The 26,570-nt window shown below is 46.6% G+C and carries 29 protein-coding genes, 3 pseudogenes and 1 other annotated feature; of the genes and pseudogenes, 20 read left to right on the plus strand and 12 right to left on the minus strand.

The features are described 5' to 3' along the window. Together L693_RS0121805 and L693_RS31665 are read left to right on the plus strand one after the other, a co-directional pair. Window positions 1–560: TrmH family RNA methyltransferase (locus tag L693_RS0121805; RefSeq protein WP_025719964.1), on the plus strand; the 560-nt coding region annotated here is incomplete at its 5' end. A 203-nt stretch (window positions 561–763) separates the two neighbouring features. After that, window positions 764–1,099: an energy-coupling factor transporter transmembrane component T gene (locus tag L693_RS31665; RefSeq protein WP_231503730.1), complete on the plus strand. Its 336-nt coding sequence runs from the start codon at window positions 764–766 to the stop codon at window positions 1,097–1,099. 314 nt (window positions 1,100–1,413) lie between these two features. Here L693_RS31665 and L693_RS0121815 read toward each other — a convergent pair whose 3' ends face one another. Beyond that, complete coding sequence (locus tag L693_RS0121815) at window positions 1,414–1,716, minus strand: putative quinol monooxygenase (RefSeq protein ID WP_025719966.1); 303 nt, start codon at window positions 1,714–1,716, stop codon at window positions 1,414–1,416. A gap of 584 nt (window positions 1,717–2,300) precedes the next feature. Here L693_RS0121815 and L693_RS0121820 point away from each other — a divergent pair. Beyond that, window positions 2,301–2,564 (plus strand): hypothetical protein, encoded by a 264-nt coding sequence (locus tag L693_RS0121820; RefSeq protein WP_025719967.1) that lies wholly within the window; start codon window positions 2,301–2,303, stop codon window positions 2,562–2,564. 360 nt (window positions 2,565–2,924) lie between these two features. Here the strand turns inward: L693_RS0121820 and L693_RS31670 are convergent. Continuing rightward, window positions 2,925–3,053: pseudogene (locus L693_RS31670) on the minus strand (DUF4038 domain-containing protein); the annotation flags it as partial. A gap of 147 nt (window positions 3,054–3,200) precedes the next feature. Further along, window positions 3,201–4,216: pseudogene (locus L693_RS32490) on the minus strand (BglG family transcription antiterminator); the annotation flags it as partial. Here L693_RS32490 and L693_RS29540 point away from each other — a divergent pair. The 9 genes and pseudogenes from L693_RS29540 to yunB form a co-directional block, all read left to right on the plus strand. Further along, window positions 4,206–4,679: pseudogene (locus tag L693_RS29540) on the plus strand (PTS sugar transporter subunit IIA); the annotation flags it as partial. The pseudogenes L693_RS32490 and L693_RS29540 sit on opposite strands and share 11 nt — an antisense overlap. A 219-nt stretch (window positions 4,680–4,898) precedes the next feature. Continuing rightward, the gene (locus tag L693_RS0121845; protein WP_025719977.1) at window positions 4,899–6,389 is read left to right on the plus strand and encodes an alanine/glycine:cation symporter family protein; all 1,491 of its coding nucleotides are present in this window, start codon (window positions 4,899–4,901) and stop codon (window positions 6,387–6,389) included. Between the two features lie 162 nt (window positions 6,390–6,551). Next, window positions 6,552–7,160: a bifunctional transcriptional activator/DNA repair enzyme AdaA gene (locus L693_RS0121850; RefSeq protein WP_025719979.1), complete on the plus strand. Its 609-nt coding sequence runs from the start codon at window positions 6,552–6,554 to the stop codon at window positions 7,158–7,160. Further along, on the plus strand, window positions 7,138–7,656 hold the full coding sequence (locus L693_RS0121855; protein ID WP_025719982.1) for a methylated-DNA--[protein]-cysteine S-methyltransferase: 519 nt from the start codon (window positions 7,138–7,140) through the stop codon (window positions 7,654–7,656). The genes L693_RS0121850 and L693_RS0121855 overlap by 23 nt, the downstream gene beginning before the upstream one ends. 2 nt (window positions 7,657–7,658) lie before the next feature. Beyond that, window positions 7,659–8,486 carry an SPL family radical SAM protein gene (locus L693_RS0121860; RefSeq protein ID WP_025719984.1) on the plus strand — a complete coding sequence of 276 codons (828 nt, stop codon included), beginning with the start codon at window positions 7,659–7,661 and terminating at the stop codon, window positions 8,484–8,486. A 13-nt stretch (window positions 8,487–8,499) separates the two neighbouring features. After that, window positions 8,500–9,117 (plus strand): DNA-3-methyladenine glycosylase family protein, encoded by a 618-nt coding sequence (locus L693_RS0121865; RefSeq protein WP_025719986.1) that lies wholly within the window; start codon window positions 8,500–8,502, stop codon window positions 9,115–9,117. Between the two features lie 25 nt (window positions 9,118–9,142). Further along, window positions 9,143–9,832 (plus strand): DNA alkylation repair protein, encoded by a 690-nt coding sequence (locus L693_RS0121870; RefSeq protein ID WP_025719988.1) that lies wholly within the window; start codon window positions 9,143–9,145, stop codon window positions 9,830–9,832. A 96-nt stretch (window positions 9,833–9,928) separates the two neighbouring features. After that, window positions 9,929–10,861: an aldo/keto reductase gene (locus L693_RS0121875; protein WP_025719990.1), complete on the plus strand. Its 933-nt coding sequence runs from the start codon at window positions 9,929–9,931 to the stop codon at window positions 10,859–10,861. A 134-nt stretch (window positions 10,862–10,995) separates the two neighbouring features. Next, a complete protein-coding gene (gene yunB, locus L693_RS0121880; RefSeq protein WP_025719993.1) occupies window positions 10,996–11,805 on the plus strand; it encodes a sporulation protein YunB in 810 nt (269 codons plus the stop codon). Here yunB and L693_RS29545 read toward each other — a convergent pair. Beyond that, window positions 11,698–12,921: a M23 family metallopeptidase gene (locus tag L693_RS29545; RefSeq protein ID WP_081752188.1), complete on the minus strand. Its 1,224-nt coding sequence runs from the start codon at window positions 12,919–12,921 to the stop codon at window positions 11,698–11,700. The two genes, yunB and L693_RS29545, sit on opposite strands and share 108 nt — an antisense overlap. Before the next feature lie 243 nt (window positions 12,922–13,164). Here L693_RS29545 and lipA point away from each other — a divergent pair, with 243 nt between their 5' ends. Both lipA and L693_RS0121905 read left to right on the plus strand, forming a co-directional pair. Beyond that, a complete protein-coding gene (lipA, locus tag L693_RS0121900; RefSeq protein WP_025720001.1) occupies window positions 13,165–14,067 on the plus strand; it encodes a lipoyl synthase in 903 nt (300 codons plus the stop codon). Between the two features lie 24 nt (window positions 14,068–14,091). Beyond that, window positions 14,092–15,003, plus strand: coding sequence for a YutD family protein (locus tag L693_RS0121905; RefSeq protein WP_025720003.1), 912 nt, complete (start codon window positions 14,092–14,094; stop codon window positions 15,001–15,003). Between the two features lie 107 nt (window positions 15,004–15,110). On the opposite strand, the gene L693_RS0121910 is transcribed toward L693_RS0121905, so the two are convergent. Both L693_RS0121910 and ylbJ read right to left on the minus strand, forming a co-directional pair. Continuing rightward, complete coding sequence (locus L693_RS0121910) at window positions 15,111–15,914, minus strand: NAD kinase (RefSeq protein ID WP_025720004.1); 804 nt, start codon at window positions 15,912–15,914, stop codon at window positions 15,111–15,113. 68 nt (window positions 15,915–15,982) lie between these two features. Continuing rightward, entirely contained in the window at window positions 15,983–17,275 is a 1,293-nt protein-coding gene (gene ylbJ, locus L693_RS0121915) for a sporulation integral membrane protein YlbJ (protein ID WP_025720005.1), read from the minus strand. Window positions 17,276–17,638: 363 nt separating this feature from the next. Between ylbJ and L693_RS0121920 the strand changes: the two genes are divergently transcribed. Together L693_RS0121920 and L693_RS0121925 are read left to right on the plus strand one after the other, a co-directional pair. Next, window positions 17,639–18,016 carry a globin domain-containing protein gene (locus tag L693_RS0121920; RefSeq protein ID WP_025720006.1) on the plus strand — a complete coding sequence of 126 codons (378 nt, stop codon included), beginning with the start codon at window positions 17,639–17,641 and terminating at the stop codon, window positions 18,014–18,016. A gap of 42 nt (window positions 18,017–18,058) precedes the next feature. Further along, window positions 18,059–18,769 carry a DUF2225 domain-containing protein gene (locus L693_RS0121925; RefSeq protein WP_025720007.1) on the plus strand — a complete coding sequence of 237 codons (711 nt, stop codon included), beginning with the start codon at window positions 18,059–18,061 and terminating at the stop codon, window positions 18,767–18,769. 105 nt (window positions 18,770–18,874) lie between these two features. On the opposite strand, the gene L693_RS0121930 is transcribed toward L693_RS0121925, so the two are convergent. Together L693_RS0121930 and L693_RS29550 are read right to left on the minus strand one after the other, a co-directional pair. Then, on the minus strand, window positions 18,875–19,111 hold the full coding sequence (locus tag L693_RS0121930; protein WP_025720008.1) for a hypothetical protein: 237 nt from the start codon (window positions 19,109–19,111) through the stop codon (window positions 18,875–18,877). Further along, on the minus strand, window positions 19,108–19,278 hold the full coding sequence (locus L693_RS29550; RefSeq protein ID WP_081752189.1) for a YycC family protein: 171 nt from the start codon (window positions 19,276–19,278) through the stop codon (window positions 19,108–19,110). The genes L693_RS0121930 and L693_RS29550 overlap by 4 nt, the downstream gene beginning before the upstream one ends. A gap of 97 nt (window positions 19,279–19,375) precedes the next feature. Between L693_RS29550 and L693_RS0121940 the strand changes: the two genes are divergently transcribed. Both L693_RS0121940 and L693_RS0121945 read left to right on the plus strand, forming a co-directional pair. Then, window positions 19,376–21,163: a M3 family oligoendopeptidase gene (locus L693_RS0121940; RefSeq protein WP_025720010.1), complete on the plus strand. Its 1,788-nt coding sequence runs from the start codon at window positions 19,376–19,378 to the stop codon at window positions 21,161–21,163. A gap of 260 nt (window positions 21,164–21,423) precedes the next feature. Continuing rightward, the gene (locus L693_RS0121945; RefSeq protein WP_025720011.1) at window positions 21,424–21,831 is read left to right on the plus strand and encodes a hypothetical protein; all 408 of its coding nucleotides are present in this window, start codon (window positions 21,424–21,426) and stop codon (window positions 21,829–21,831) included. A gap of 123 nt (window positions 21,832–21,954) precedes the next feature. Here the strand turns inward: L693_RS0121945 and L693_RS0121950 are convergent, their stop codons facing one another. After that, window positions 21,955–22,200 carry an alpha/beta-type small acid-soluble spore protein gene (locus tag L693_RS0121950; protein WP_025720012.1) on the minus strand — a complete coding sequence of 82 codons (246 nt, stop codon included), beginning with the start codon at window positions 22,198–22,200 and terminating at the stop codon, window positions 21,955–21,957. Between the two features lie 90 nt (window positions 22,201–22,290). Further along, on the minus strand, window positions 22,291–23,256 hold the full coding sequence (locus L693_RS0121955; RefSeq protein WP_025720013.1) for an aldose 1-epimerase: 966 nt from the start codon (window positions 23,254–23,256) through the stop codon (window positions 22,291–22,293). A gap of 143 nt (window positions 23,257–23,399) precedes the next feature. Further along, window positions 23,400–23,658 (plus strand) — a binding site (T-box leader). 56 nt (window positions 23,659–23,714) lie between these two features. Here L693_RS0121955 and trpS point away from each other — a divergent pair. Beyond that, on the plus strand, window positions 23,715–24,704 hold the full coding sequence (trpS, locus tag L693_RS0121960; RefSeq protein WP_025720015.1) for a tryptophan--tRNA ligase: 990 nt from the start codon (window positions 23,715–23,717) through the stop codon (window positions 24,702–24,704). Window positions 24,705–24,765: 61 nt separating this feature from the next. On the opposite strand, the gene L693_RS30765 is transcribed toward trpS, so the two are convergent. Further along, window positions 24,766–24,933: a hypothetical protein gene (locus tag L693_RS30765; RefSeq protein ID WP_167518651.1), complete on the minus strand. Its 168-nt coding sequence runs from the start codon at window positions 24,931–24,933 to the stop codon at window positions 24,766–24,768. 119 nt (window positions 24,934–25,052) lie between these two features. Between L693_RS30765 and L693_RS0121970 the strand changes: the two genes are divergently transcribed. After that, window positions 25,053–25,274, plus strand: coding sequence for an alpha/beta-type small acid-soluble spore protein (locus tag L693_RS0121970; RefSeq protein ID WP_013311857.1), 222 nt, complete (start codon window positions 25,053–25,055; stop codon window positions 25,272–25,274). 252 nt (window positions 25,275–25,526) lie between these two features. Here the strand turns inward: L693_RS0121970 and L693_RS0121975 are convergent, their stop codons facing one another. Further along, a complete protein-coding gene (locus L693_RS0121975; protein WP_025720017.1) occupies window positions 25,527–26,510 on the minus strand; it encodes a metal-dependent hydrolase in 984 nt (327 codons plus the stop codon). Window positions 26,511–26,570 lie beyond the last annotated feature (60 nt).

Consider the following 26,570-nt stretch of genomic DNA (forward strand, 5'->3'; position numbering starts at 1 on the left):
CGGTCATTGCCAAATGTACCGACACGAAGACGCCACAGTCCGTCTTCGCCATCGTGCGTAAGGAGGAGCGCAGCGCATTTGCGACATTGCTGGAGCAACCGGATGCGCTGGTGATGGTGCTGGACGGGGTGCAGGACCCCGGCAATGTAGGCACCATCATTCGCAGTGCGGACGCCGCCGGAGCTGCTGGCGTTATTCTGGGTCATGGCTGCGCCGACCTGTATAACCCGAAAACGATCCGCTCCACGATGGGATCGTTGTTTCACCTGCCCGTGATCGAGGGCAGCCTGGAGGAGCTTTTGCCGCAGGCTCAAGGCAAGGGGGCCCGCTTGATCAGCACCTCGCTGGACGCGAGCCTGTCATGCTATGCCGTGGATTTGCGTGTTTCCACCTGGCTCGTGATTGGCAACGAGGGCCAAGGCATTTCCGATGCCACCGCACGCATGGTCAATGAATCGGTATTCATCCCGATGAAGGGGCAAGCAGAATCGCTAAATGCAGCGATGGCCTCTACAGTGCTATTATTTGAGGCGATGAGGCAGCGCGGCTTTAACCAATAAAAAATTCCTGTCCAATTTCAAGATAACTTTCCAGGAATAAAATGCATTACGGCGACATTAATATGCGTTCCCAAAAAATGAACCGGAAGGTAGATCAGGTGAAGTGAAAAAGTCCATTCTTGAACTTTATCCGACAACCAAGCTGTTGGGTGTACTTTTTGTACTAATCTCCATTCTGATCGTACCGGGATATACTTATCAATATGCCATTCTTCCGATATGTATGGTCATTGCATTGCTGGCTGGCGTTTTCAAAGGTTTTTGCAGCCTTTTTTAAAGGTGTTACGCTGATCATTCTCTTTATTTTTATTATTCAGGGCTTCTTCTACCCGGGTGATATGGTTCTCTGGTCAGGCTGGATATTCATTCTGAAACAGGAAGGCTTGAGCTACACTCTGTTGTTAACGTTTAAGATCGTTGCCATCACAGCCTCGATTATCTTGTTCTTCCAAATTACAAAGACGAAAGATCTGATTATTGCATTGGAAAAACTGGGAACGCCGAAGAAGGTCACTTACGTGATTATGTCTACTCTGTAAATCATTCCGCAGATGCGGCAACAGCTGAATGTTATTATGGACGCTCGGCGTTCGCGTGGGGTGGAGACGGAAGGAAGCCTGATGATCCGGGCCAAAGCCATTAGGCTCCGCCTGTAAGTCAACTGGCATCCGTATTACATTGGCCCGGCCAGATCGTGACGGTGGACGAGTTTGTGGAGTACGGAAGGGGACAGCCCTAGAGAAGCCGGAATCCATGTAATGAATACACTCCACTATGTGCATTTCCCTGTTTTCAACAGGGGAATGATTTTTATGTTTTGCTCTTATTTTTGCTTGCCCGTTTGATTAACAAACTAGATTCCTTTTCCACCCTGCGGGCGAAGTTTAATTTGCTCTATCCCGGCAATGAGCGGTCTTGCTCTCTGGATGAGTACTTTTACTTCGTCTAAAGACAACGATGCTTGATGAGTTGAAGGATCACTCCATATTTCCGTCACCCAAATGCTATTAGGGTCATTCTCAGGAATGTTTACCACATATAGATCGCAACCTTCAACTGATTCCATACCACTTGCAGCTTCCAACAGCATTTCAACCAGAATGTCGCGTTGACCTTCGTAAGCGATGAATTTTGTATACAAACCAAATTTGTTCATACCTTATTTCCCCTTTGATTATCATATTATCAATACTGTTTGTTTCATTTACAGTAGACAGGCATGTAGTGACCATTAATTCCTTCTTAATTCAACGTTTTATTCCCATCCTCCTTGCTGTCTCAAGACGTCCCGAAGAGAATTCTGTGAAGGGGAGTCCGATCAAAACTGTGACTACACCTGTAACTAAGCTTTTGTGGCGTTGCCTGCGGACAGGGGTTCAGTACGCTTTTAGTCTAAATTAAGTGCCTTCTCCAATAGGTTTATCAGGAGTTCTAGAGAGAGTAATTCAGCCTGCACCTCTCTTCAAATACATTTTACTGTATGTGAGCATGAAAAAGAATATATGTTTCGCCTTGCTATTTATAATAAGTAGTACCTTTCACTATTCATTGTTTTAAATCTAGCAAATAGAAAACACTATTATAGTAGATTTGAAAGGAGGAAGCCTTTGTTGTCGGTTTTCTGGAAGGATACCGCTTTATAAAAGAACTTCAGAGATCGGGCGGAGGTCTAACTTTGGTTTAGAAGATTTGGCTCGAGATGCTATAATAACGGCAAACATTTAACCGGAGATGTCCAAGATGCGATGGGATGAAGTTCAGGAGCGTTTTCCTAATGAATGGGTCATTCTTGAGGCGACCAAGGCCTATTCTAAGGAAGGCCAGCGTTTTATTGAAGAGATGTCCGTGATCGATTCCTATGAGGACTCTACCAAAACATTGAAGCGGTACAGTGAGTTGCACCAGGAAGACCCTCACAGAGAGTATTGTTTTTTTCACACCTCCCGTCCTAAGGTTGTGGCTCGAGAACGATATGTGGGGATTAGAGAACCAAGACGAATATAACGGAAAGTTATGGGCTTCCCTTCGTAAGCGTGACAGTTGTTTTTAGGGGAAGGAAATTAAAGCTGGGGAAGGTGCTACTTGACACAGGTTCTGCCAGTACGCTGTTTATGGATTATGGCATGGAAATCGACGGAATACTCGGCTTTAACTTCTTGAAACAAGCAGGGGCTATGATTGACATTAGAGAAATGCAACTAAAAACTAACGTTTGCGAAACGGCTATCTCGTACAATCCCATCAGCAATCTCTGCTGAATTGTGGATTTGCACAGCCACGGTTCGCCTTCATTATGAAAAGCCCGACCTTATTCGGTCTGGGCTTTTTGGGGGAGCAGCCGGTTTCCTTTCAGCAATTCATCGGTTATCTAATGCCGATCAGTAGGACATCCGCTTCGAAATCATGCATATTGATGATCGTGAATTGCTCTTGCACAGAGATTGAAGCTGTGCCAAAACGACGGTTCTCCAGGTCAATGACCGTAAAATCGTACAGTGTAAAGGTTTACTGCCGAGATCTAAACCCAAGCCTTTTCCGCCAGTAGCGGAAATTCATTCATTACTACTACTTCCATTTCAAAAAGCCCCGAAGCAGCACCTGTTCTGTGACTATCAGCCGGATGCACTGCGGAGCTTGGTATCAATACAGCTTATATTTAACGATAATCCTGGAGAATTCCTCGTATGTTTCGCATTTTAATATCTGCTGGATTATATCCGAATTGTCGACCAGTTCCATGAGATGTTTATACATTTTGGCAGGTGGCTCTTTGCCGTTTCTTTCAATGCTGAGGAGACAGATGAATTGCACTGGTTTGTCGCCCCAATCGATAGGCTGTTGAAGGGTGCAGACCGCCCATACGGTTTGATTGCTTTGCGGAATAATAGGGTGAGGAATGGCTACCAAATTCCCGTAAGCCGTGGGTGCAGCTTGTTCTCGTTCCAGAACGAGTCCAATAAAGCCTTCGGTAGAGCGGATTAGCCCTTCAGCATATATTTTTTGGCCCAGAAAAGAGATGACCTCTTCCTTGGTGGTAAAATTTTGTCTCAGAAATACGAGTTCACTGTCCATGGTGGTTATTGCTTCCATGATCGGGGCGTAAAATTTTGTCTCAGAAATACGAGTTCCTCTCGGATGTAGTCAAAATTAAACTCGGCTTCACCGGCCAGCAAACTTTCAATTTTGTCCATATCACTGCCGCCAAGAAGCGTCTGCACCACCACGACTGGAACGGATAATGGCAGCTGAATGGGAATGGTGCTCACCACGAAATCAATGTCATGGAGGGGAACCTGCTGAAGCTTGTAATATTCCGTTGTACCCGCCACTTCAAGCCGGCTGCCAAAAGTGCTTTGCAGTTTGTACTTGAGCAGCCGGGCGCTTCCGACTCCTGAAGTGCAGACGACCAGACAGCGTTTTGACCGGGTGTTCATACGCTGTCTTTCGATGGCTGCTCCGATGTGAATGGCCAGATAGCCCATCTCCGCTTCCGGGATCGCAATATTCAGCTTGCTCTCGATCAGTTTGGCGCCAATGACTCCCGCCTGAAAAGCCAAAGGATAGTTGCTCTTGACATGATCCAGCATGGGGTTTCGGATGTTCATCCCGTACTTTACCCGGTTTAGCGCTGGCTTCAGATGAAGGCAGATACCTAGCCCGATTGAAGGAACTGTGGTGGCTCTGTCGGAGGTTCCTGATCCTGCATTTGCTTCGGAAGCTATGGGCAAAGGCATTGCCATCCAACCGATAACGGGCAGAGTTGTAGCCCCGTTCGACGGAACGATTACGGTAGCGTTCAAGAAAAAACATGCGCTTGCGATTGTTTCGCATCATGGTGCAGAAGTTCTGATTCACGTCGGAGTAGATACGGTCAAGCTGGACGGTAAACATTTTACTTCCTATGTCAAAGAAGGCGATCAGGTAAAGGCCGGGGATCTGCTGCTCGAGTTTGATGTTGAGCAAATCAGGGCAGAGGGGTATCCTACGATTACGCCAGTTATCATTACGAATTCTTCCGAATATACTGAAATCCTTCCTATCTCCCAAGGTCAAGTAAGGGAGCAGGAGCTGCTGTTAAAACTGTTTAGCGCTACAAATGAGAAAGAGGGCATTGCCTGAATGTCTTAAGGACAAAGCTCTGATGATCCACATTCCCGGATCATCAGAGCTTTTTTGTCGTCATTTGGTGTATCCGATAAGTCCACCTGTAATTGACAATATGTCAATTAAATTAACTTGTACGGTGATAAAAACTGAACTATAATTTTTTGTAATTATGAAAATTTTCTGTAAACAAAGACTAGAAAGCCATCGACTTAGCGGGGGGAATTGCAAGGAATGCTAGAGAAGTGGATAGAGACAGTGAATGGCATCATCTGGAGTAATCCAGTGGTGTATGTCTGTTTGGGAGTAGGATTGTTATTTTCAATTATGACTCGCTTCCTCCAAATCAGGCATCTTAAAGAAATGATCCTTTTGGTATTCAAAAGAAAGAGTTCCGAGGCAGGTGTATCCTCCTTTCAGGCTTTTACAATGGCGCTATCGGGTCGTGTAGGGACGGGGAATATAGCAGGTATTGCCTTGGCTATCGGCATGGGCGGACCGGGGGCGATATTTTGGATGTGGGTCATGGCTTTTATCGGATCGGCTACAGCCTTTGTTGAATCCACACTGGCTCAAATATATAAGGTAAGGCGCGATGGTCTGTACCGTGGCGGCCCAGCCTTTTATATCGAAAAAGGAACAGGCTTAAAATGGTTTGCCGTCATTTTTGCGGTTGTCGCGTTGGTGGCTATGTGTTTGCTTTTGCCGGGAACCCAATCGAACTCAATTGCCGTAGCATTCCATAGTTCGTTTGGAATGAATATGAAAGTCTCAGGGGTTCTATTGGTCATTTTGCTGGCGCTTATTATTTTTGGCGGTGTAAAAAGGATTGCCAATGTCGCTCAGGTTGTCATTCCGTTTATGGCACTCGGCTACATTCTCGTTTCTTTCTATATTATGATGACGAATATTACTGCGTTGCCCGAAGTATTTTCGCTGATTTTTCGCAGTGCCTTTGGTGTGGATTCTGTGTTCGGCGGTATGGTAGGAACGGCTATTGCTTGGGGCGTAAAGCGGGGGATTTATTCTAACGAAGCCGGTCAAGGCTCTGGTGCGCATCCCGCGGCCGCTGCGGAAGTCTCCCATCCGGCAAAACAGGGGCTGGTTCAGGCATTTTCTGTGTACGTAGATACCTTTTTGGTCTGTACGTCTACGGCTTTTATGGTTTTGTTTACAGGTATGTACAACGTAAAGGGACCCGGCGGTCATTTTATTGTGCAAAATCTTCCCGGTGTTGAAGAGGGGACCCAATATACGCAAGCTGCTATTGAGTCGGTATTTCCGGGCTTCGGCTCCAGTCTGCTGGCGATTACATTGTTCTTTTTCGCGTTCACAACCATTATCTCTTATTATTATATCGCTGAAACAAATATGGCATATCTCGTTTCCGACCATAAGGCCAAATGGCCCATGTTCATCCTAAAGCTGGTTATCCTGGGCTCGACGTTCTACGGAACGGTGGTCAAGGAATCAGCCTTGGCGTGGACCTTGGGGGATATGGGCGTCGGTATTATGCTCTGGGTGAATCTAATCGCTATGATTCTGCTGGCCAAACCAGCCTTCCGCGTGCTTAAGGATTACGAACGGCAGCGCAAGCAAGGACTAGACCCGGTGTTCGACCCGGAGAAGGTTGGGATTCTCAATGCCGAGTATTGGTCCAAGGAATACCAACAGCCTGTTGATGAGAAGGCGATTACCGTTGAACCGGGCAAGCTTCAAGCCTAAGGAAGACAGAAAAGTAAGATCAAGTCAAAGGTGGCTCCATTGGAGTCATCTTTTTTCGTTATCTTGCCTTTACATTCCAAAAGGGGTACATATGTTCACCATTTGGTTTATAATTTAGACATAGATATGTAGAGGCCACATTGCACGAGAGAGGTGATTTTAATGGCAATATCCAATTTGTCTATAACTGACGACAAGTGGAGAGCTATTGTGGAAAATGACAAGTCTTATGACGGCGTATTTTGGTACGCCGTGAAGACAACAGGAATATTTTGTCGTCCCTCCTGCAAATCCCGCCCTCCCAAAAGAGAAAACATTCGTTTATTTAAAACAGCAGAGGAGGCTTTGGCGGAACAGTTTCGACCATGCAAAAGGTGCAAACCAACAGGACAACGTTTGCCTGATCATGAATGGATAGTATGGGTTACAGAATATGTGAATTCTCACTATATGGAAAATTTGACATTGCACATTCTTGCTGAGATGAGTCATGGAAGCCCGTATCATTTACACCGTACCTTCAAGCGGATTATGCATAAAACCCCAATGGAATACATTCAGAAAACCCGATTGGAGCAAGCGAAGAAACAGCTCATTGGCTCGGATAAGTCCGTGGCGGAGGTAGGGAAGAGCGTAGGTTTGTCCAATACCCCTTACTTTATTACGTTATTTAAAAAGAACATGGGCTGCACTCCTTTGCAATATCGTCAGCTCCAATCCAAACAAGCACAAAATGGAGGTATACAGTATGGCAAATCAAAAAACGAATAAGACAATCTATTGGTCATTGTTGACCCATGAGGATTGGAATATATATATTGCAGCTACATCTGGAGGATTATGTTATGTAGGCTCGCCCAATCAACCTGTAGCTGAATTGATTTCATGGGCAGAGAATCGGTTTCCCGGCAGTTCTTTAGTCGAGGACGTTGCGTCCTTACAGCCCTACGCCAAGGAGCTGATTGAATATCTCCAAGGAGAGCGTACAAGCTTTACCATTCCTTTTGACTTTCAGGGGACTGCGTTCCAAATGGCGGTTTGGAACGCCCTGTGTAATATTCCGTATGGGGAGACACAATCCTATTCGGACATTGCCCATGCGATCCAAAAGCCTGCCTCTGTTCGTGCGGTGGGAGCTGCTATCGGTGCTAATCCGATTTTGATTACCATTCCATGCCACCGGGTTATCGGCAAAAATGGGGCTTTGACCGGATATCGTGGCGGTTTGGACATGAAGGTAAAGCTTTTGCAGCTTGAACGAGGCTAATGATGAAAAATAAGTATTTTTACAAAAATCCCAAGACGCTTCTGAATAAAGGGACAGGCTTCCTGTCAGGGTATACACACTCGTTGAACCCGTATACAGGCTGTACCTTTGGCTGCTCGTATTGCTATGTGCGCCAGTTGCCAGTCTCCACGTTCCGGAAGGAGGCTTGGGGGACTTGGGTAGATATCAAAAATCAGGCTGCAGATATTTTTAGCAAAGAGCTTCGCAGGGCCAAATCGAAGGGGAAAGTCACGATTTTTATGTCATCCAGCACAGACCCTTACCAACCTGTCGAGTACAAGGAAGAGGTGACCCGTTCATTACTGAAGGTGATGGTGGAAGATCCGCCGGATTTCCTGTTTGTGCAGACGCGCAGTCCACTGGTACGGCGGGATATTGATTTGCTGTACCGATTAGAAGGCCGTGTACGGGTGAGCATGACGATTGAAACAGATCGCGAAGATATCCGCAAGCATTTCACACCGGATGCGCCTCCCATTCAGGCCCGTTTTAAAACATTGCAGCTGTTAAAGGAAGCAGGAGTACCGGCACAGGCCACAATCGCTCCGATGCTTCCAAGCAGTGAGCATTTTGCCGACAAGCTTTTGCCTCTGGTCAACCGTGTCTGTATTGATGATTACTTTATGGGAGACGGCAGTGGGGGAAGGCGGACACGAAGCTTAAATATCGGCGCGTTGTACGAGTCATTGGGGCTGGAAGACTGGTATCACCCGGCCGCCTATAAGACGGTGTATGAGCGTTTTCTTCATGTTTTCCGGGAAGAGCAGCTCTACGTGAGCAAGGAAGGATTTATACCTGATTTGGGTTGAAGAGGGGGAACCGATGCAAACCGTAATGACCAAAAACTTTGACTATGGGCAAAAGGAAATCCATTATTTACAAAACGCCGATCCCATACTTGGTGCAGCCATGTCGCAAATGGGTAAGGTGGAACGGTTGGTCATTCCCGATCTGTTCGCCGCGCTCGTTCATGCCATTGTTGGACAGCTTATTTCTGCCAAGGCAGTTGAAACCATATGGGCAAGAATGCAGAAGAAGTTAGGTGCGATGACTTCACAAAATATAGCCATCCAGGCCGCTCAGGATATTCAAAGCTGTGGCATAACCATGAAAAAGGCCATATGTATCCTGAACATAGCCCAAACGATAGAGCAGGGCTTATTGGATTTACAGGAATTATATGAACTCTCCGATACGCAGGTGATCCAAAAGCTGTCCTCGCTGCAGGGGATAGGCCCTTGGACGGCTGAAATGATACTGATTCATTGTATGGAGCGTCCAGGCGTCGTCAGTTGGGGCGATATCGCTATTCGGCGGGGAATGATGAAGTTGTACAATCTGGATACGCTTACCAAGGATCAGTTCGAGGAGTATAGAAGAGTTTATTCGCCCTATGGATCGGTAGCCTCGATTTACTTGTGGAGCATTTCATTTCGTTAGTTTAAGGATCAGGGAGCGGAGATTATTGGAAAAAACAATCAGAGAACAAATACTGTCATACGTAGATACGGACTTTCAGAAATTCACGGCTGCATTGCTTCCGACCATTGATAATGTACTGGGCGTACGTCTTCCGGTGCTGCGTAAGCTGGCTCAGGATATTGCTAAAGAAGATTGGCGTCTTTACCTGAAAACTGCTGAAAGTGAATATTTTGAAGAAGTGATGCTGCAAGGTATGGTTATTGGCTATGTGAAAACGGATATAGAGGAAGCGTTAAGTTATGTTACCACGTTTGTTCCTAAAATTGACAATTGGTCAGTATGCGACAGCTTTTGTGCCGGATTGAAGTTTACGAAAAACCATAAGGAACGGGTATGGGAGTTTATACAGCCCTATTTATTCTCCAAGAAAGAGTATGAAATCCGGTTTGGCGTGGTCATGCTTCTCAATTTTTATATTGAGGAACCGTATATTAACCAGGTGCTTGAATTACTGGATCAGACACATCGTGAGGATTATTATGTACAAATGGCGGTAGCATGGGCGATATCCATCTGTTTTATCAAGCTGCCGGAGATTACGATGAATTACTTGCAAAACAGTACATTGGATGATTTTACGTTCAATAAAGCACTGCAAAAGATCACAGAATCATACCGGGTGGATCAGGCAACCAAAACGATCATTCGTAATATGAAGCGAAAAAGAAAATAGGATTAAAGGATAGGAGCAGCAGCCGGATACGCACTTTGCTTTTTCTGGAATCTAATATTAAAATGGAAGTAACTTTCGAAAAGGAGATGACGTGAATTGGCAGAGCAAGTGCGTATTGGCAAAACAGATTTATATGTAAAACCAATCGGTTTGGGTGCAAATGCAGTGGGAGGACATAATCTTTTTTCCGGTCTGAACGACGAAACGGGCAAAGAGGTCGTTCGCACAGCTTTGGATAACGGCATCAATTTTCTGGATACGGCTTTTTTTTACGGACCTGAACACTCGGAACGGTTGATTGGTGAGGTATTGAAAGAACGTGGCCATCGTGATGGAGTTGTGATAGCGACCAAGGGAGCACACAAATTTGTGAATGGACAGGTTGTTTTTGACAACTCACCGGCATTTTTGCGTAACTCAGTCGAATCCAGTCTGAAAAGATTGCAAACGGATTATATTGATTTGTTTTATATTCATTTCCCGGACGAAGCAACGCCGAAGGCAGATGCGGTCGGAGAACTGAAAAAGCTCAAGGACGAGGGTAAGATTAAAGCGATTGGCGTATCTAATTTCTCCATTGAACAGTTGAAGGATGCCAATAGCGACGGCTATGTAGATGTGCTTCAATCCGAATATAATTTGCTCCAACGTGAAGCGGAAAAGGAACTGCTGCCTTACACCAAGGCTAATGGCATTTCATTCGTGCCTTATTTCCCGCTGGCAGCCGGCTTGCTGGGTGGGAAATATACGAAGGATACAACCTTCACGGATATTAGAGTGAACAATCCATTGTTCCAGGGAGAAACATTTGTCCGCAATCTGGAAAAGGTGGAGCAGGTGCGGCAGATTGCCGATGTATTACATGCTGAGGTGGCTCATGTTGTGCTCGCATGGTATTTGACGCGCGACTCGATTGATGCCCTCATTCCAGGGGCGAAAAAGCCGGAGCAGGTGCTGGAGAATTTGAAAACATTGAATGTCCAACTGAGTCAGGCAGATATCGACAAGATTGATCACATTTTCAGATAACAGGCTGGACTCTTATTAACATTCTCAGCAAGCATATATTTTTTCCATCACAGGAGCTGCCGGACGGGCGGCTTCTTTTTTGTGTGTCGTTCGCATATTCTTGTAGGGTAAGTTCATCGCTGCGGGGGGATCGAATGATGAGAAGACCGCAATGGTACAGCGGACCCAACAGAAGGCGACGCGACAGACGCAGAGTATTTTTTATTGTGGTACTGGCGCTGCTGGTAGTGATCATACAGGCCGCTGCTTATGTGGAGCAGCATTTGAAGCCGCCCATGATGCATTTGGCAAAAGTACGTGTCAAGCAAATGGCGACAGAGGCTATCAATTCAGCGATTACGGCACAGGTAGAGCAGGGCGAGACGGCTGATCATCTGATCGAATGGAGAACGGATGCACAAGGGAGAACGTCCGGTTTTTCTCTGAATTATGCGGAGCATATGAGAATTACGTCAAATACGCTCAAAGCAGTCAAGGCCACTATGGACAGCATGAGCGATTTTGAGGAGAGCGTTCCAATCGGTCAGGCATTGGGCAGTCCGCTGCTGGCCACATATGGCCCGAAGGTTCCACTAAAGGTGGAGCCGCATGGAGCAATCAAGGTGGATTTAGACACGCGTCAACAGGATGCGGGGATTAACATGATCTTGGTGGAGGTGTACATTCGGATTACGACGGAGGTGTCTGTAGTCATCCCGTTTGAGATGCAGCCTCAGATTGTGGAGACAGAAATCCCGGTATCTTATTTGCTGGTGGTGGGCAATGTTCCGATGTATTACTATGACAATCAGGGCAAGCCCATTGGTAAAAATGGTACAGTCGCTCCACAGCTGGCGCTACCTCCACATAAAATAGAGAGCGGCGGCACTCCAGATTCCGGTATAGAGAGTGTTCCAGCGGTACAGGAAGAGGAAAATTCCATCCGTCAGTCTCAAACACCATAAAACAGAGGGGGCCTTACGAGGAGGCCCCTTTACTTTTCCTGTTTGTGCTTTGCGCTCGGTCTGCTCCCACTGTCTTAATAACGGATACGGATCGTAGGACCAATCGTTCCAGCCATTGTCCCGATATATACCATAGTGCAGATGCGGTGGAAACTTGCCTTGGGTACCCGGCTTTCCGTAGCCCGAACTTCCGACCCAGCCAACCGTCTGCCCAGGCTCAACGATATCCCCTTTGTGGATAGTTTTATCAAAGCCGGAAAGATGTGCATAGTAGTGATAGCGGTTGTTGAGATCTCGAATACCGATCCGCCATCCTCCGAATGGATTCCAGCCCTTCATTTCCACTACGCCGTAGCAGGTACTGCGAACCGGAACTCCGTAGCCAGCAAACAGATCAGTCCCTTCATGTATACGGTAACCGCCCCAACTGCGACGACTTCCCCAAGTACTGCGATAGCTGTAGAGGCTGCTTAAAGGAAGCGGAAAAGCTTGACTGTTCAGATTCAGCCTGCCATAGGTCCGATATAGCTTGGCAAACTGCTGAACTCTTTGCACTGCGCGGCTGTTATGGTAATATTCCCATACGGCAATACCAAATTCATCCTCATTGTTCCCATATTTTCCGAGATAAGAAGCGATGCTATACAGTAAGTCCTTGTCATTATCGCGGTCAGCAATCCCATCGCCTGAACCATCTTGTCCCAGCCCTGAAAATATTTCAATGGAGCGCGGATTTTGATCATCCGAATCGGGGTTCATCAGGCCGGACCAGATAGGTCCTGTAATAAAAATACCCGTGATCCGTTCCGTATGCTTGCGATCTTTGGGATGAGCCACCGTAAGTGTACGTTCATATTGATCGACCGCAGCCAGCCTGTACCAAGGAATCCCTGTCAGGGCTTCGATGGATTGATATAAGGCAAGTCTTGTCGTATACAATGAAGACTGAGATGGAGGAGAATTTACTGTTGCTTTTGGGGTGCTTCCAGATGAAGATGGTTGTAATTGCTCGTCATAGGCATAAGCAGGAAGCGGGCGGGATGTTGTCAGCGTAATTGCACATAACAGCAGCGATAACAGACGAACAGTGCGGGCTGTCCGCGTAAGATAAGGCACGTGAATCAACCTCCTATTGAGGGCTTGATCACCCTGGTAAATTCTGACTATAATCCATTCATGAGCAGAAGCGCTTTGGTTTAGATTGAGCCATATGTACTGCTTTTATCCATATAAAGAATTTACTTTTCCGGCATCAATGTTATATCAAAAAGGGAACAATGAATGGAGTTTTTCCATCGCTTTCATGCTATAATGTAAGGCAATGACAGCTTAAGCTCACCAGAAAGAAGGTCTATACCATTGTCTAAAAAAGTGAAGGAAGCAAAACCCGACTGGATTCGTATTAAGCTTACGACAGGCGATAACTACCAGGAAATCAAGAGCATGATGCGTTCCAAGACATTACATACCGTATGTGAGGAGGCACGATGCCCTAATATATATGAATGCTGGGCCAACAGGACAGCGACATTTATGATTTTGGGTGATATTTGTACGCGTGCGTGCCGTTTTTGCGCAGTGAATACGGGGATGCCTACGGAGCTGGACCTGCAGGAGCCTGAACGTGTTGCGGAAGCAGCTGAAAACATGAACTTGAAGCACTGTGTTGTAACCAGTGTGGCTCGCGACGATTTGAAGGATGGGGGCGCCACTATATTTGCAGAGACAGTTCGTGCCATTCGCCGCCGACTGCCTTTATGCAGTGTAGAAGTATTAATTCCCGATTTTATGGGCGATATTGAATCGCTGCGGATCGTTATGGATGCCAAGCCGGATATTTTGAATCATAATATTGAAACTGTGGAGCGTATGTCCGACAAAGTACGGGCCAAAGCCAAATACCATCGCTCTCTGGAACTGCTCCAACGTGCAAAGCAATTAAATCCGTCCATTCCGACCAAATCAAGCATCATGTTGGGTGTCGGAGAAGAGTGGGACGAGATCCTGCAAACCATGGATGATCTGCGAAAAGTTGATTGTGATATTATGACAATTGGACAATATCTACAACCAACCGAAAAACATTTATATGTACAAAAATATTATCCACCGGAAGATTTTGCGAAGTTAAAGGAAGAGGGATTACAGCGGGGATTCAGCCACGTCGAATCCGGTCCGATGGTCCGCAGCTCCTACCAAGCGCATGAGCAGGTGAAGTCCGCCGCTCAGCATAAGGAAAAAAGCGCCCTTTCGCAGGCTTGATCCGGGAAAGGCGGTTAGATTAGCTTGTTTCAAATCGGTGGTAAAAACTATGAAGTGTTGCAGGATCACAAGAACGGGTGGAACCCCGAAGCGTTTCGTGATCGATATAGTGAAGTGTTGGACCGCTATGATTATATTATTGGCGATTGGGGTTACAATCAGCTGCGTCTGAAGGGTTTTTATCGAGATGGGCATCCCAAAGCCAATAAGGATACATCCATAGTGGCACTGGACGATTACATTAATGAATACTGCAATTTCGGCTGTGCCTATTTTGTACTGCAAAAAAGCCGTGAGGTGCTCAACAAGAACGAAAGCAATGAAGAATCCATTTCCCCAGATATCCAACAGCTGGTGGATGCTCAAAAGGAACAAGCGGGAACGATAGAAGCCGAAGAGCAGCAAGAAACATTGCAGCATACAGCTGTAGAACGGGAATGGACGCCATCGCGGCAGGATTCCACGATACCGGAGGAGCCGCTAACGGAGCAAGCACGAGAAGCCCGTGAACCACGCGAATTGCAACGTCAGGAATCGAAGGAAGCCCAGGAAGCACGTGAGCGCCAGCCACGTGAAGCTCGGGAAAGTCGTCCACCCAGAGAAGGTCGTGAAGGAAACCGGCAGCGTGAGTCACGTGAAACCCGTGAATTGCGTCAGCCGAGAGAACCGCGTGAAGCAAAGGATGGACGCAATCCGGGAGATGGGCAGCAGGCTCGGGAGCCACGGAAACAGCGTCAGCAAGGGAATTTCGATAAGAAGGAATCCCGTGGATCACGCTTTGAGCGTCAATCCAGGGAAAACAGGGAGGGACGTCAAGCCCGTGTCCCTCGGGATTCCGAAGGCCAGCGTCAGGCGGGGCCTGCTGCGAGAACTGAAAGAGCTGAAATCAGCAAAAAGAATAAAACCTTCATAGCTCCACAACAAAACGGTTCCTGAGTTTCAGGAACCGTTTTGTTTGTAAGTAAGGGCGATATCTTTAGGGTGAAAGTCCCGAACCTCCTACTCGATTAAAAAAAGAGCCGAAGTCGGCTCTTTTACAGGTTCTAATTGAGAAAAGCATTACGTACCCGATCCCAAAAGGGAAAAGGACGATAACGGGCGAAGCTGATTTTTTGACTTGAAACCTGACAGCGAACTGAGATCAGATCGTCCACAGGAAAGTTCAAGTGATCTACAGTCAATAAAAGACGCTGATCCTTTCGTGAGAAAATATCACAATGGTGGTGTTTGGGCAGAAGCAAAGGAGATCCCAGCGTGCGATACACACGGTTATTAATGGAAGCGATCTCCGTTAATTGCAATGCTTCAATGGTTGGGTGAACCATCGCTCCGCCGAGTGCTTTATTATAGGCGGTCGTTCCGGAAGGCGTAGAAACGCATATACCGTCACCACGGAACATTTCAAAGGTAATATCGTTAATATCTACCTGGGCAACAACAGTGCCATCTACGCCTTTTAACGTAAATTCATTCAAGGCGATAAAAGAGGCATTTCCAGACTTTTTGTGAATTTCCAATTCAATCAGCGGATACTTGACGATTCTCGGGTTAAGCGGTCCCTTAGATCCGCTTTGGCTCATGAGGTTGATCAGCTCCTCCAGCTCGTCCGCATGCCAATCAGCGTAAAAGCCCAGATGACCGGTATGTACACCAACAAAGGCAATATCCGGAATTCGGTCGATGAAGGTATGAAATGCATGAAGCATCGTACCATCGCCTCCAATAGACACGACGATTTCCGGCGATTCGGCATCCAGCTTGAAATTCTTTTCTTGGGCAAGACGGTGAAATTGCTGACTCAAGTCCATGGAGTGCTGATCCCCGCGATCCAGAACATAATATCTCAAGATGAAAAGCTCCTTTGTCATGGGTATATATACCGATCATAATCAATTATGAGCAAGAACACAATCGTTCATTGCCTGTATGTTCTTCTGAGCCGTGCGAATAAGTGACTTGTTCCGACGCTCAAGCAGGAGAGAGTCAGCATCCCTGCCAGCAGGCAGGCAAGGAACAGAAGGCTTTGCAACAGCATGGCAGACGAAAAGCCGGGAGACCATGCGATATCATATATCGGGTGAAACACAGGCGAGCTTCCTTGGCCCATTAGTGGACGCCATAACAAGAGAGCCAGCATTGCCGAGATAACACCGTGCGCAGCCCGAGCCAGCAGGAACGGCATATACCGCAGATTCGTCATATTTAAAATACTTGCGACCTGCGCATGAACGGACAGCCCGCCCCAAGAGAGAATAAAGGCTGCTGCGGCTACCTTGAACGGTAACGCCGCTCCTGTGGCTTCACCTGCGGCTTGTGCCCCTAGCGTAACCTCGAAAATACCACCCACAATGGACTCCGTTAACGTAGGAGGAAGACCGCATGCAGTCAATAAGCCTGCCGTAATCAGACGAAGCCCGCTCATTAAACCTGAGTTCGTCAAAGCCTCCAGAATGACGCAGAAGAATACAACCAGCCCCCCTACGACAATAATAAGACGTAGTGAGGAAGTAATCGCCTGACGGAGCAGCTCGCCAAACGGACGCCCATCTTCCAAGCGTGCTGCATGCATGGCATACAGGGCTTGACGCATCTGCCCAGGCCGCTGTGCCGGAGAAGCTTTTGTCTTTACTTCCAAGATGCTGCCGAACGCTGGTTTAGGTTGCCTGCTATGAATATCGGCATTCTCTGAACGGCTACCGTGGAAGCGCATGAGCAGGCCGATGAGCAGCACACCACCGTAATGGGCTGCGCCCAGCACGAGTGCAATTTCCGGCTGATGGAAGAAGCCAACGGAAACCGCGCCGATCAGAAAGATGGGATCAGAGGAAGTCGTAAATGCGACCAAGCGCTCTCCTTCAATGCGGGTAATCCATTTTTGTTCCCACAGCTTAGCTGTTAGTTTGGCCCCAATCGGGTAGCCGGATGCACAGCTGACAGCAGCAACAAACCCTCCGCAGCCAGGTACGCGGAATAAAGGCTGCATTAGCGGGTCCAGTAGTGCACCAATGAAATGAACAATCCCGAAACCGAGGAGTAGCTCGGAAATTACGAAAAATGGGAATAAAGAAGGGAAAAGCACGTCCCACCAGATTGCAAGACCCCGAAGTCCGGCATTCAGTGAAGACTGCGGGTGCGCGGCCATAAGCACAAATAGGGATAGCAATGCAAGAATGAGCAGAGGAAGCGAGTAACGACGGTACAGCGACATAGAGGCCCCTCCTTTGGAGTTGTACTATTATTCCTATGTTTGGGCTGGACAAAGAGTACAAAAAAATAAAGAAAGCGATTTCATGGAAGGCTGTATTTTTGTAAAGAGTATGCTAAAATAGGAAAACAACGATCCATAATCTTAAGGATGGAGTGATCAGGATGAGTATCGTTGCCGGTTTGCTTGTATGTGCTTTTGTGTATGTTATTCGTGTCTCTCGCGTTCATCCCGGTGAAGAGGATTGGCGAAGTTATTAGTAGAATGAGAAAAATGATAAGATGGCGCTTATTTAAGCGTCATTTTTTGTTTTTTGTTATAATACGGGTGTATATTTATTACCATAGCACAGAAAGTTGGGGAAAAGTGAATCCTAGCCTGAGCATTTATGACAACCTTGGGGGAGCGGAAGGTGTTCGTGCTATTATTGAAGCCTTCTACCCGAGAGTTTATAAAGATCCGTTGTTAAGTCCTCTGTTCCCTGAAGACATGGAACCTGTAAAGGAAAAACAGTTCATGTTCCTGAGCCAGTTTTTTGGAGGACCGTCACTGTTTTCCGATGCATATGGTCATCCGATGTTACGTGTTAGACATATGAAGTTTCCCGTAACGGAGGAGCGAGCAGAGGCATGGTTGTCTTGTATGGCGGGTGCGTTAACGGATGCGGGCATTGAGGAGCCGCTTCGTTCAATTATACTTAACCGTTTGTCTGGTCCTGCGCATCATTTTGTAAATACCCCGTAAGCTTACGGAGATTGCCGAATTTTGGAGAGGGTTGTAAACACATTGGAACTTGAACCGTTATATCAGATTAAAATCGTTTGCCCGCATTGTGAACAAGATTTTCAGACATCCCGGGTCAGACCAAGCCTAAAAAAGGCCATTCGTACTGACTCAGACTTTTGTGCGTATTACAAAAATGAAAATCCCGACTTTTACGTTGTCCGGGTCTGTCCTCATTGTGGCTTTACTTCGACAGAGCATTCTACCGTTCAGCTGAGTGATCAGCAAAACAAGTTATTCAAAGAAAAAATTGGTAACCGCTGGCAGTCTCGTGAATATGGCGGTCACCGTAGCTGGGAAGATGCGTTAGAGACGTATAAACTGGGTCTACTCTGTGCGCAGTCGATCGGAGAAAAGGAACGGGTGATATCCAGTCTATTGCAGCATATCGCATGGATGTACCGATACCAGGGAAATGAGGAACAAGAGCTTCGTTTTCTCCAATTTAGTCTGGATTCTTACATCCGAGTCTATGAGTTGGAGGGTGTCGGAGCGAATAATGCCAAGCTTCTCTATCTGATTGGAGAATTGCATCGGCGTATAGGTAATTTTCATGAAGCGGTACGCTGGTTTTCGCGGGTCATTAATGATAAGAAAATTATGGATGCAGCGATGATCCGTGCTTCCCGTGAACAATGGGCTGTGCTGCGAGAGCAAATGCTGGCTAAGGATATCAGTTTGCCGGAGGAAATGCAGGGCGCAAGCTCTTCTTGAAAAAAAGAAAGGTGTGTACTATGGCCGCTTTAGGCTCATGGTTCACACCTTGTTTTTAAGACGAGTTATCTTGTCTTATAAGTTGTCTTGCAACTGCCTCATGAATTAATGATGGCGAAGTGTGGTGTCTGACAGCAAATAATCGCCGTCACAATCCACCAAGGTTATCTTGTTATGGCAGCACGGGAACACAAGCAGCTTTTTCATACCTTCATGGATGAGCTTTAGCTCTTTTGGCTTTAGGGGTAGCAACACATTCTCATGGTCACAAAACGGACAAGACTGTACATAAACGTCTCCCATGACAATGTCGTAAGGCCAGGTTTTGTCAAAAGGGATCATGATTTGTCCGACTCTCCGCCGTTCGGGTCAATGGTTTCTTCTTTAGCCAGTTCGGCCAGCTTTTGCATCAAAATGTGCTGGGGTGTATGCATAAGGTGTTCCAGCGGAATGCCAAGCTTTTCGGATAATTTCACAGCCGTTTCCGGCGAAATTTGTAAGGGTCTCATCCTGTATTCCTCCCAATTGTAGTGATTTTATCATCACGATGTAGCTTTATTGTATATGAAACCACATCAATTCGCCAAAAAGAAAGGTGGAACTATTATGAAAACACCGTTAAAGCAAACATGGGATCTGGAATCTATATTCAGCGGAGGCTCCTCCTCAGCTTCATTTCATGCATTTTTGGAGGAACTGGAGGGCAAAGTTCAACAGTTGCAATCTCAGCTTAAAGCTGCGAAGGTACCGCAAACGGTATTGGATACCGAGCGTCTGGATAGTGTGCTGAATAGCTTACAGGAGCTGTTTAATGGGGCCTCACAGGCAGGCTCCTTCGTTTCTTGTCTCACTGCTCAAAATCAGCATGACAAGCTTGCTGTCCAACTGGGGGCACGCGTGAACACACTGTACGCACAGGGGAAAAGTGCTTTGGTATCCTTTCAGAACCTGTTGGCACAAACGAGTGAAGACATTTGGCAGAAGTGGATGGAGCGTGAAGCCATCAAGCCGATATCTTTTGTCCTGACTGAATACCGAAACGAAGCGCGGGAAAAAATGGCTCCAGAGCTGGAGAGCCTTGCATTGGATTTGGGTGTAGACGGCTACCATGGCTGGGGTGACTTTTATGATACAATTGTCAAAAATATGACAATCCCTGTACCGGAGAATGGCGAGATCGTAAATCTGTCTGTTGGGCAAGCGGCTAATAAACTGGATGAAGCGGACCGTAGCGTGCGTCAGGACGTGTTTGCACGTTGGGAAGAGGCATGGACTCAGGTAGAGGACTACTGTGCGGATACGCTGAATCACCTGGCAGGCTTCCGTCTCAAGTTATATGAAAACCGGGGCTGGACAGACGTGCTTAAGGAGCCGCTGGAAATCAGTCGTATGTCAGCGCAAACGCTCGATACCATGTGGCAGGTTATTAATGAAACGAAGCCAATTGTGGTCAAATATTTAGAGCGGAAGGCGAAATTGCTGGGGTTAGAGAAACTGTCCTGGTATGACGTTGAGGCTCCATTGGGAACATCAACCACTAAAATCCCATACGACGATGCAGCTGTAACAATTGTGGAGCAATTCGGTAAATTCAGTCCAAGAATGGCTGATTTTGCCCAAATGGCTTTTGAGAAAAGCTGGATCGAAGCAGAGGATCGTCCAGGAAAACGTCCGGGTGGCTTCTGTACATCCTTGCGACTGAGCAAAGAGACCCGGATTTTTATGACCTATGCCGGATCACCATCCAACGTTTCGACACTGGCCCATGAATTGGGACACGGATATCATCAGCATGTAATGAACGAATTACATCCGTTGAATCAAAATTATGCCATGAACGTGGCAGAAACGGCATCGACGCTGGCAGAACTTATTGTGTCAGATGCTTTGCTGGAAGCTGCCGAAGGTCAGGAGAAGGTAGCTTTGCTGGAGGATAAAATCCAGCGCGGTGTAGCCTTCTTCATGAACATTCATGCTCGCTTCCTGTTCGAAACCCGTTTTTACGAATTGCGGAAAAAAGGGATCGTAGGAGCGCAGCAGTTGAGCGAGTTAATGGAGCAAGCGCAACGTGAAGCATTCAGCGGTGTTCTGGATGAGGTGCACCCTCATTTTTGGGCATCCAAGCTGCATTTCTATATTACGAATACGCCATTCTACAATTTCCCGTATACATTCGGGTACATGTTCAGTGCAGGAATTTACGCTTTTGCGAAAAAGAATCCTAATGGTTTTGCCGATCAGTATGATGCTTTACTACGTGATACAGGTCGCATGACAGTGGAAGAATTGGCATCCAAGCATTTGGGTACTGATCTAACACAGGCCGACTTCTGGCGTAATGCTGCGCAAGTTACCATTCAGGATGTTGAGCAATTTTTGCAAATGACAGAATAACAGATATATGCTTCAAGCTGGTCTCCCGCAAGGGAGGCCTTTTTTGTACTTATTGCAGAAAACGAAGAATAACGTCACAATGTGTCGAAGCGTTATAAATATTACCTATTGGTGAAATTTGAATTAGTGGATATACTTAGAAAATAGTTATAAATACCCATTTATGTTGATTTTGATTGTAACATTAAAAATATTCACATATAATTGAGCCGTAAGACCTATTAAAAATTTGAAAACAGGTATATAGGAGGGCTTTTATGATGGATGATTTAGGTCAATTCTCGTTAATAAGGCAGCTGGATATCGTTTTAAAAGAACTGGATAATGAACTGGCGGGTTTGTCGTCAGGCATCGTATTTGTACAAATACGCAACAATGTGATTGGAAAATTTGGGATCAGACATAATCCTATTGCTGGGAAAGGTGGCACATTTGCCGCAGTAGAGCCGGGTTTATCTCCGAAGCATCGTGAGGATTTTCGCCGTATGGCCTTGGACACGTTAAATCACAAGCGTAGCTGGACCCACGGTGAGATTGCTTTTGATTTTGCTGTCAGACAGGGGACTATTCTGGTGGATGCCACGCTGGAATCAAACTATAACATGGCGAATCTCATGATCCGTTATAACAAGCCTACATACCGAGATCGAGCGGCCAATTCGGAATAATCATCCATAAAGGAGTAAAAGGAAAGGCGGTCTTCCTAGGAAGACCGCCTTTATTATATGCCCGTCATAACGCGCATTTTGTTAAATTACAATGAACGGAATGCTCATGTGGAATAATGACGCTTATTGACCTGAACGACCTGATAATTGCTGTTCGGCCAGCTGTACTAAGCGTTTAGTGATATAGCCTCCCAGAGAACCAGCTTCACGGGATGGCATATCACCATAGTAACCGTCTGCCGGAATGGTGATGCCCAGTTCTTGCGCAGCTTCATATTTCAATTGTTGCAGTGCGTTGTTGGCTTGAGGAACGATTAGCGTATTGCTGCGACGGCCTCTGCCTTGATTGCCTTGATTAGCTTCATACATGTGTAGTCACCTCCTTCGGCTGTGATGAGGTTAGTATGCGACAGTGTTATGAAAATATGCGCCGAAGGAAGGAAAGTTGAAAAAGGGGAATTATGGTTGGTGAATATGAATCTGAGTTTTGAGGCTGATCGCTTGCTGAGGCTCCAGACGTATCAATCCGCCTTCTCCGACAGGGTCTGATAAATTGGGTGCATCAGACAGCCAGGTATAAGGTTCAATACAGAGATATTGATCGCATTCACCTTTGGTGTACAACACCCAATACTTAAAGTATTGCTCATCTGCTGTGTAGCGAATCTGATAACCGTCATCACGAGTCAATCGAGCTTCGGCAGGACCCTCCGATGCCCGCAGCAGAGTATCCAGATTCGTTCCTTTCAGGGAAAGCCCTGAAGAGAGGTGTTCCAATTCACCTAAAGAAGAAATTATACCCGTAGGGAGCTGTTCAACATCCTGCTCATATACTCCGTTCACAGGCAGCTTCAGGCGCCACCGTTCAGGTTCACCGTCCACCATAAACCAGGTGTGATAACCCAAGCCAAAGGGCGCTGCTTTTTCTCCCAGATTCGTTACTTGCAGCGTTTGACTTAATACTGGTCCCTGCAAGCGGTAGGTCATCTCCAGGCGCAAAGGAATGGGAAACTGTTCGATCCAGTGCGGATCACTTTCTGTCAGAAGCTCGGTAGTTACGCTGCAGCCTTCCTCATCCTCTTCAATATCACTGCAGCGCCAGGATTGATTTCGGTGCAGGCCGTGTATATGATTGTCATTGGCCGTGTTACGGTCAAACTGGTATGAAACACCGTCAAACTCAAATTGTCCTTTGCGAATTCTGCCTGGTGGGATCAAAATTGGCAAGCCAAAATGATAAGGCTTCTGCAAATAAAAAGCCAATTCTTCCTCGCCCGGACGCCGCACGACATCCCGGTTCAGCTTCAGATCACGCACTGAAATAATATTATTTCCAAGGCGAGGGATCATCGTAACTTCCAGTTCAGGGCTATGTAAAACATACGTGTCGTAACCATTCCAGTGTTCTTTGGTCACTTGTTTCATATTCCATGCTCCTTTGTCCACTATAATCGGTTGAAGCTTTGTGTCATTATGATAACAGATTTTTGATCGCAGGGCACAATCGTCATTTGACAATAACATTATACGGAATTATCATTAAATGTAATTTAGAAAGTAATGACATGGATAACACGATGATGAGGACAAGTAAGCTTTGCACAAGCTCTTCAGAAAGCTGGTGGTGGATGAGAACCGGTGAGCCTGTATTGCTGAATGGACCTTGGAGTGCCGCACAGAACAGGATTTGATCATCCTAAGTATGACGGCCGATTACTCCCCGTTAACGGAGCTTTAAGATTGCAGACGGCCAATGGGCATAGTCCCAACAAGTATTTGGGCTGGCGGCAATGAATAAGGGTGGTACCACGGTCTCGCGTCCCTTGAGGATGCGGGGCCTTTTTGCATTCAAAATAAATTAAACCTTAGGAGGAATGATGAACGTGAAAACTGTACTTTCAGGCATTCAGCCCAGCGGACAACTTACATTGGGCAATTATATCGGTGCTATGAAAAATTTTGTAAAATTGCAAGAGGATCACCAATGTTACTTCATGGTTGTAGACCTTCATGCGATTACCGTACCGCAGGAACCGGCTCAATTGCGCGAGCAGTCAGAGGCAGTGGCAGCATTATTTATCGCGGCAGGTATTAATCCGGAGAAATCCAACGTCTTCTTACAATCCCATGTTCCTCAGCATGCTGAATTGGGATGGTTGATGACAACACTGACGAATATGGGCGAGCTGGAGCGTATGACCCAGTTCAAGGATAAAGCCGCTGGCAAGGATTCCGTAGGAGCAGGACTGTTCGTATATCCATCGCTGATGGCAGCAGACATTTTAATCTACAATGCAGATCTTGTCCCTGTAGGTGAAGACCAGAAACAGCATTTGGAGCTGACACGTGATTTGGCAGGCCGCTTTAATCACCGCTATGGAGATTATTTTACGGTTCCCGAACCTTACATTCCTGAAGTAGGGGCGAGAATTATGTCCCTGGATGATGCATCCAAAAAAATGAGCAAAAGCAACCCGAATGCCGGGAGCTATATTGCTATGTTGGACGAACCGAAAGTCATACGCAAAAAAATCAGCCGAGCTACTACCGACTCTGGTAGTGAGGTTAGATATGATCCGGCAGGTAAACCGGAAATTAGCAATCTGATGGGCATTTATAGCCAATGCTCCGGCTTGTCGCTTCAGGAAGTACAGGATCGCTTTGAAGGTCAGATGTACGGCACGTTCAAAAAAGAACTGGCAGAGGCTGTTGTAGCTACGCTTGAGCCAATTCAGCAGCGATACCACGATATCCGGGAATCCGGTGAAATTGGACGTATTTTGGCTCAATCCGCAGAACGTGCACGAGAAGCCGCTGAAGTCACGCTGACTGCGGTCAAAGAGCGCATGGGCTTTCTGCCCCAACTACGCTAAAAGCACACATAGTCAACGCATCAGGCAGCCAACGGACAATCAGGTGATGTGATAGGGCGGGCTAGGAGCGGCGAAGGCGGGCCTTGATCACGAAACCCCAGCCGATGTTGCCTACAGAAAGAAATCCAAGTAAAATGGCAAGCCATGCGGAATAACTGATTGATATAGCGGCTGCTGTCAGCAGGGCAATGGATGAAACGGCGAACCACAGGGATAAACCTTTGCTCATGGTAAAAACCTCCAGCTTTGAATGATGAATTTCAGGAATAAGTAGGTGTAAGCGAGCCATAATAATCTTGCAAGCTTGCAATGAACCTCACTCACAAAGAACTGAAAGGAGATTCAAATATGAGCAGACGTCGTTCAAACAACCTGCAAGTACCGCAGGCCAACGCCGCTTTACAACAATTAAAATATGAGGCCGCTCAAGAACTGGGCATCACCATCCCTCAGGACGGTTACTTTGGTAATGTCGTTTCCCGCGAAACGGGATCACTTGGGGGCTACATCACGAAAAAGCTGGTCCAACAAGCAGAACAATCCTTGTCTGGCAGCAGCCGCTTGCAGTAATACACATAAGCACTCCATCTTGGAAGCTGTATTATGAGCAACTGTGATGAAGAAAATCCGGAGCGATCATGCTCCGGATTTTTTGTGCGCATGACTTATAACCATTGTGAATCACGCAAGTCCGCTTCGTCAAGAGGGCGCTTTCATCTAGGTCTTTATGAAGGTGTGATTTTTTCGAAAAAAACAGCAAGCTCCGAGATCACAGGAGACTTGCTGTTTGTCGTTTATAAGGCTTGCTGTTTGCCAGCATTATTAATTTGTATGCAGAGAGAGACGTTTTTGCATCTTTTCATGACTGAGCCAGCCGATGTAACTGTTGATCAGCCCGAACTGTTTATCCATCGCGACGACGGCGACAAATGGATATTGTTTACGGTGGCGGTATCTTACGTCTGCCCATCGCACAATGTAGCCCCATTCCAATTCTTCTACCTCGGCAACGGCAAAGGAAGAAAAATAACGAAATGCCTGCACATCACGATAGGATTTGGATGCTTCTGCAGCCGGATGTGTGGATGGAACCGCATGCTTCGTCCAAAACAAATGCTTACCGTTTAGTCCGCCAATGTCATAGCTTCCATCCTGATGTGCTTTTACCACATGCCACCGCTTCCAAGAAACGGTGGGAATGATATAATAGGTGTCTCCTTGCTGGCGCTCATTGTCCATATCACGTACTGCATTTTTGATCCGAAAATGACTCCAGGTCCGCCAAATGTAATACACGCCGATCATGACGTACAGCGTAATAAACAAGGGAGCGGGTGAAATCAACCCGGTGATCCATAGCATAATCGCAGCAACGTGGGTGCCAAAAATAAAGGGATCAAAGATGTGGATGATATTCCAGGATATCCACTTGTTCGTAAACGGCCGAAATGCCTGTGTCCCATACGTATTAAATAAATCGGTGAATACATGCAGGCAAACGGCAATCGTTACCCATAGGGCCACATGACCAGGGGGCACATCCCTGAAAATAAGGCAAATCAGTCCCGTTATGGACAAAATCCATATCAACCAGAAGGGAATGGAATGCGACAGTCCACGGTGATTGCGAATGTAGGCTGCATTGTTCTTTAATCGTAGCAAGGTGTCAAAATCCGGAGCTTGTGAACCTACGACCGTAGCGAGCAGAACAACTGCCGCCAGCTTTGGATCTCCGGCGACGGCAGGATCAGTGTATGCCAGCCCGGCCAATCCGACTCCCATGACAAAGTGTGTGGCTGTATCCATATCTGTCGCTCCTTTGAATTTATCCTGTGATTATTACTACCCAAATTTACTGTAAACGAT

Source organism: Paenibacillus sp. 1-18 (assembly GCF_000520755.1).
GTDB lineage: Bacteria > Bacillota > Bacilli > Paenibacillales > Paenibacillaceae > Paenibacillus > Paenibacillus brasilensis.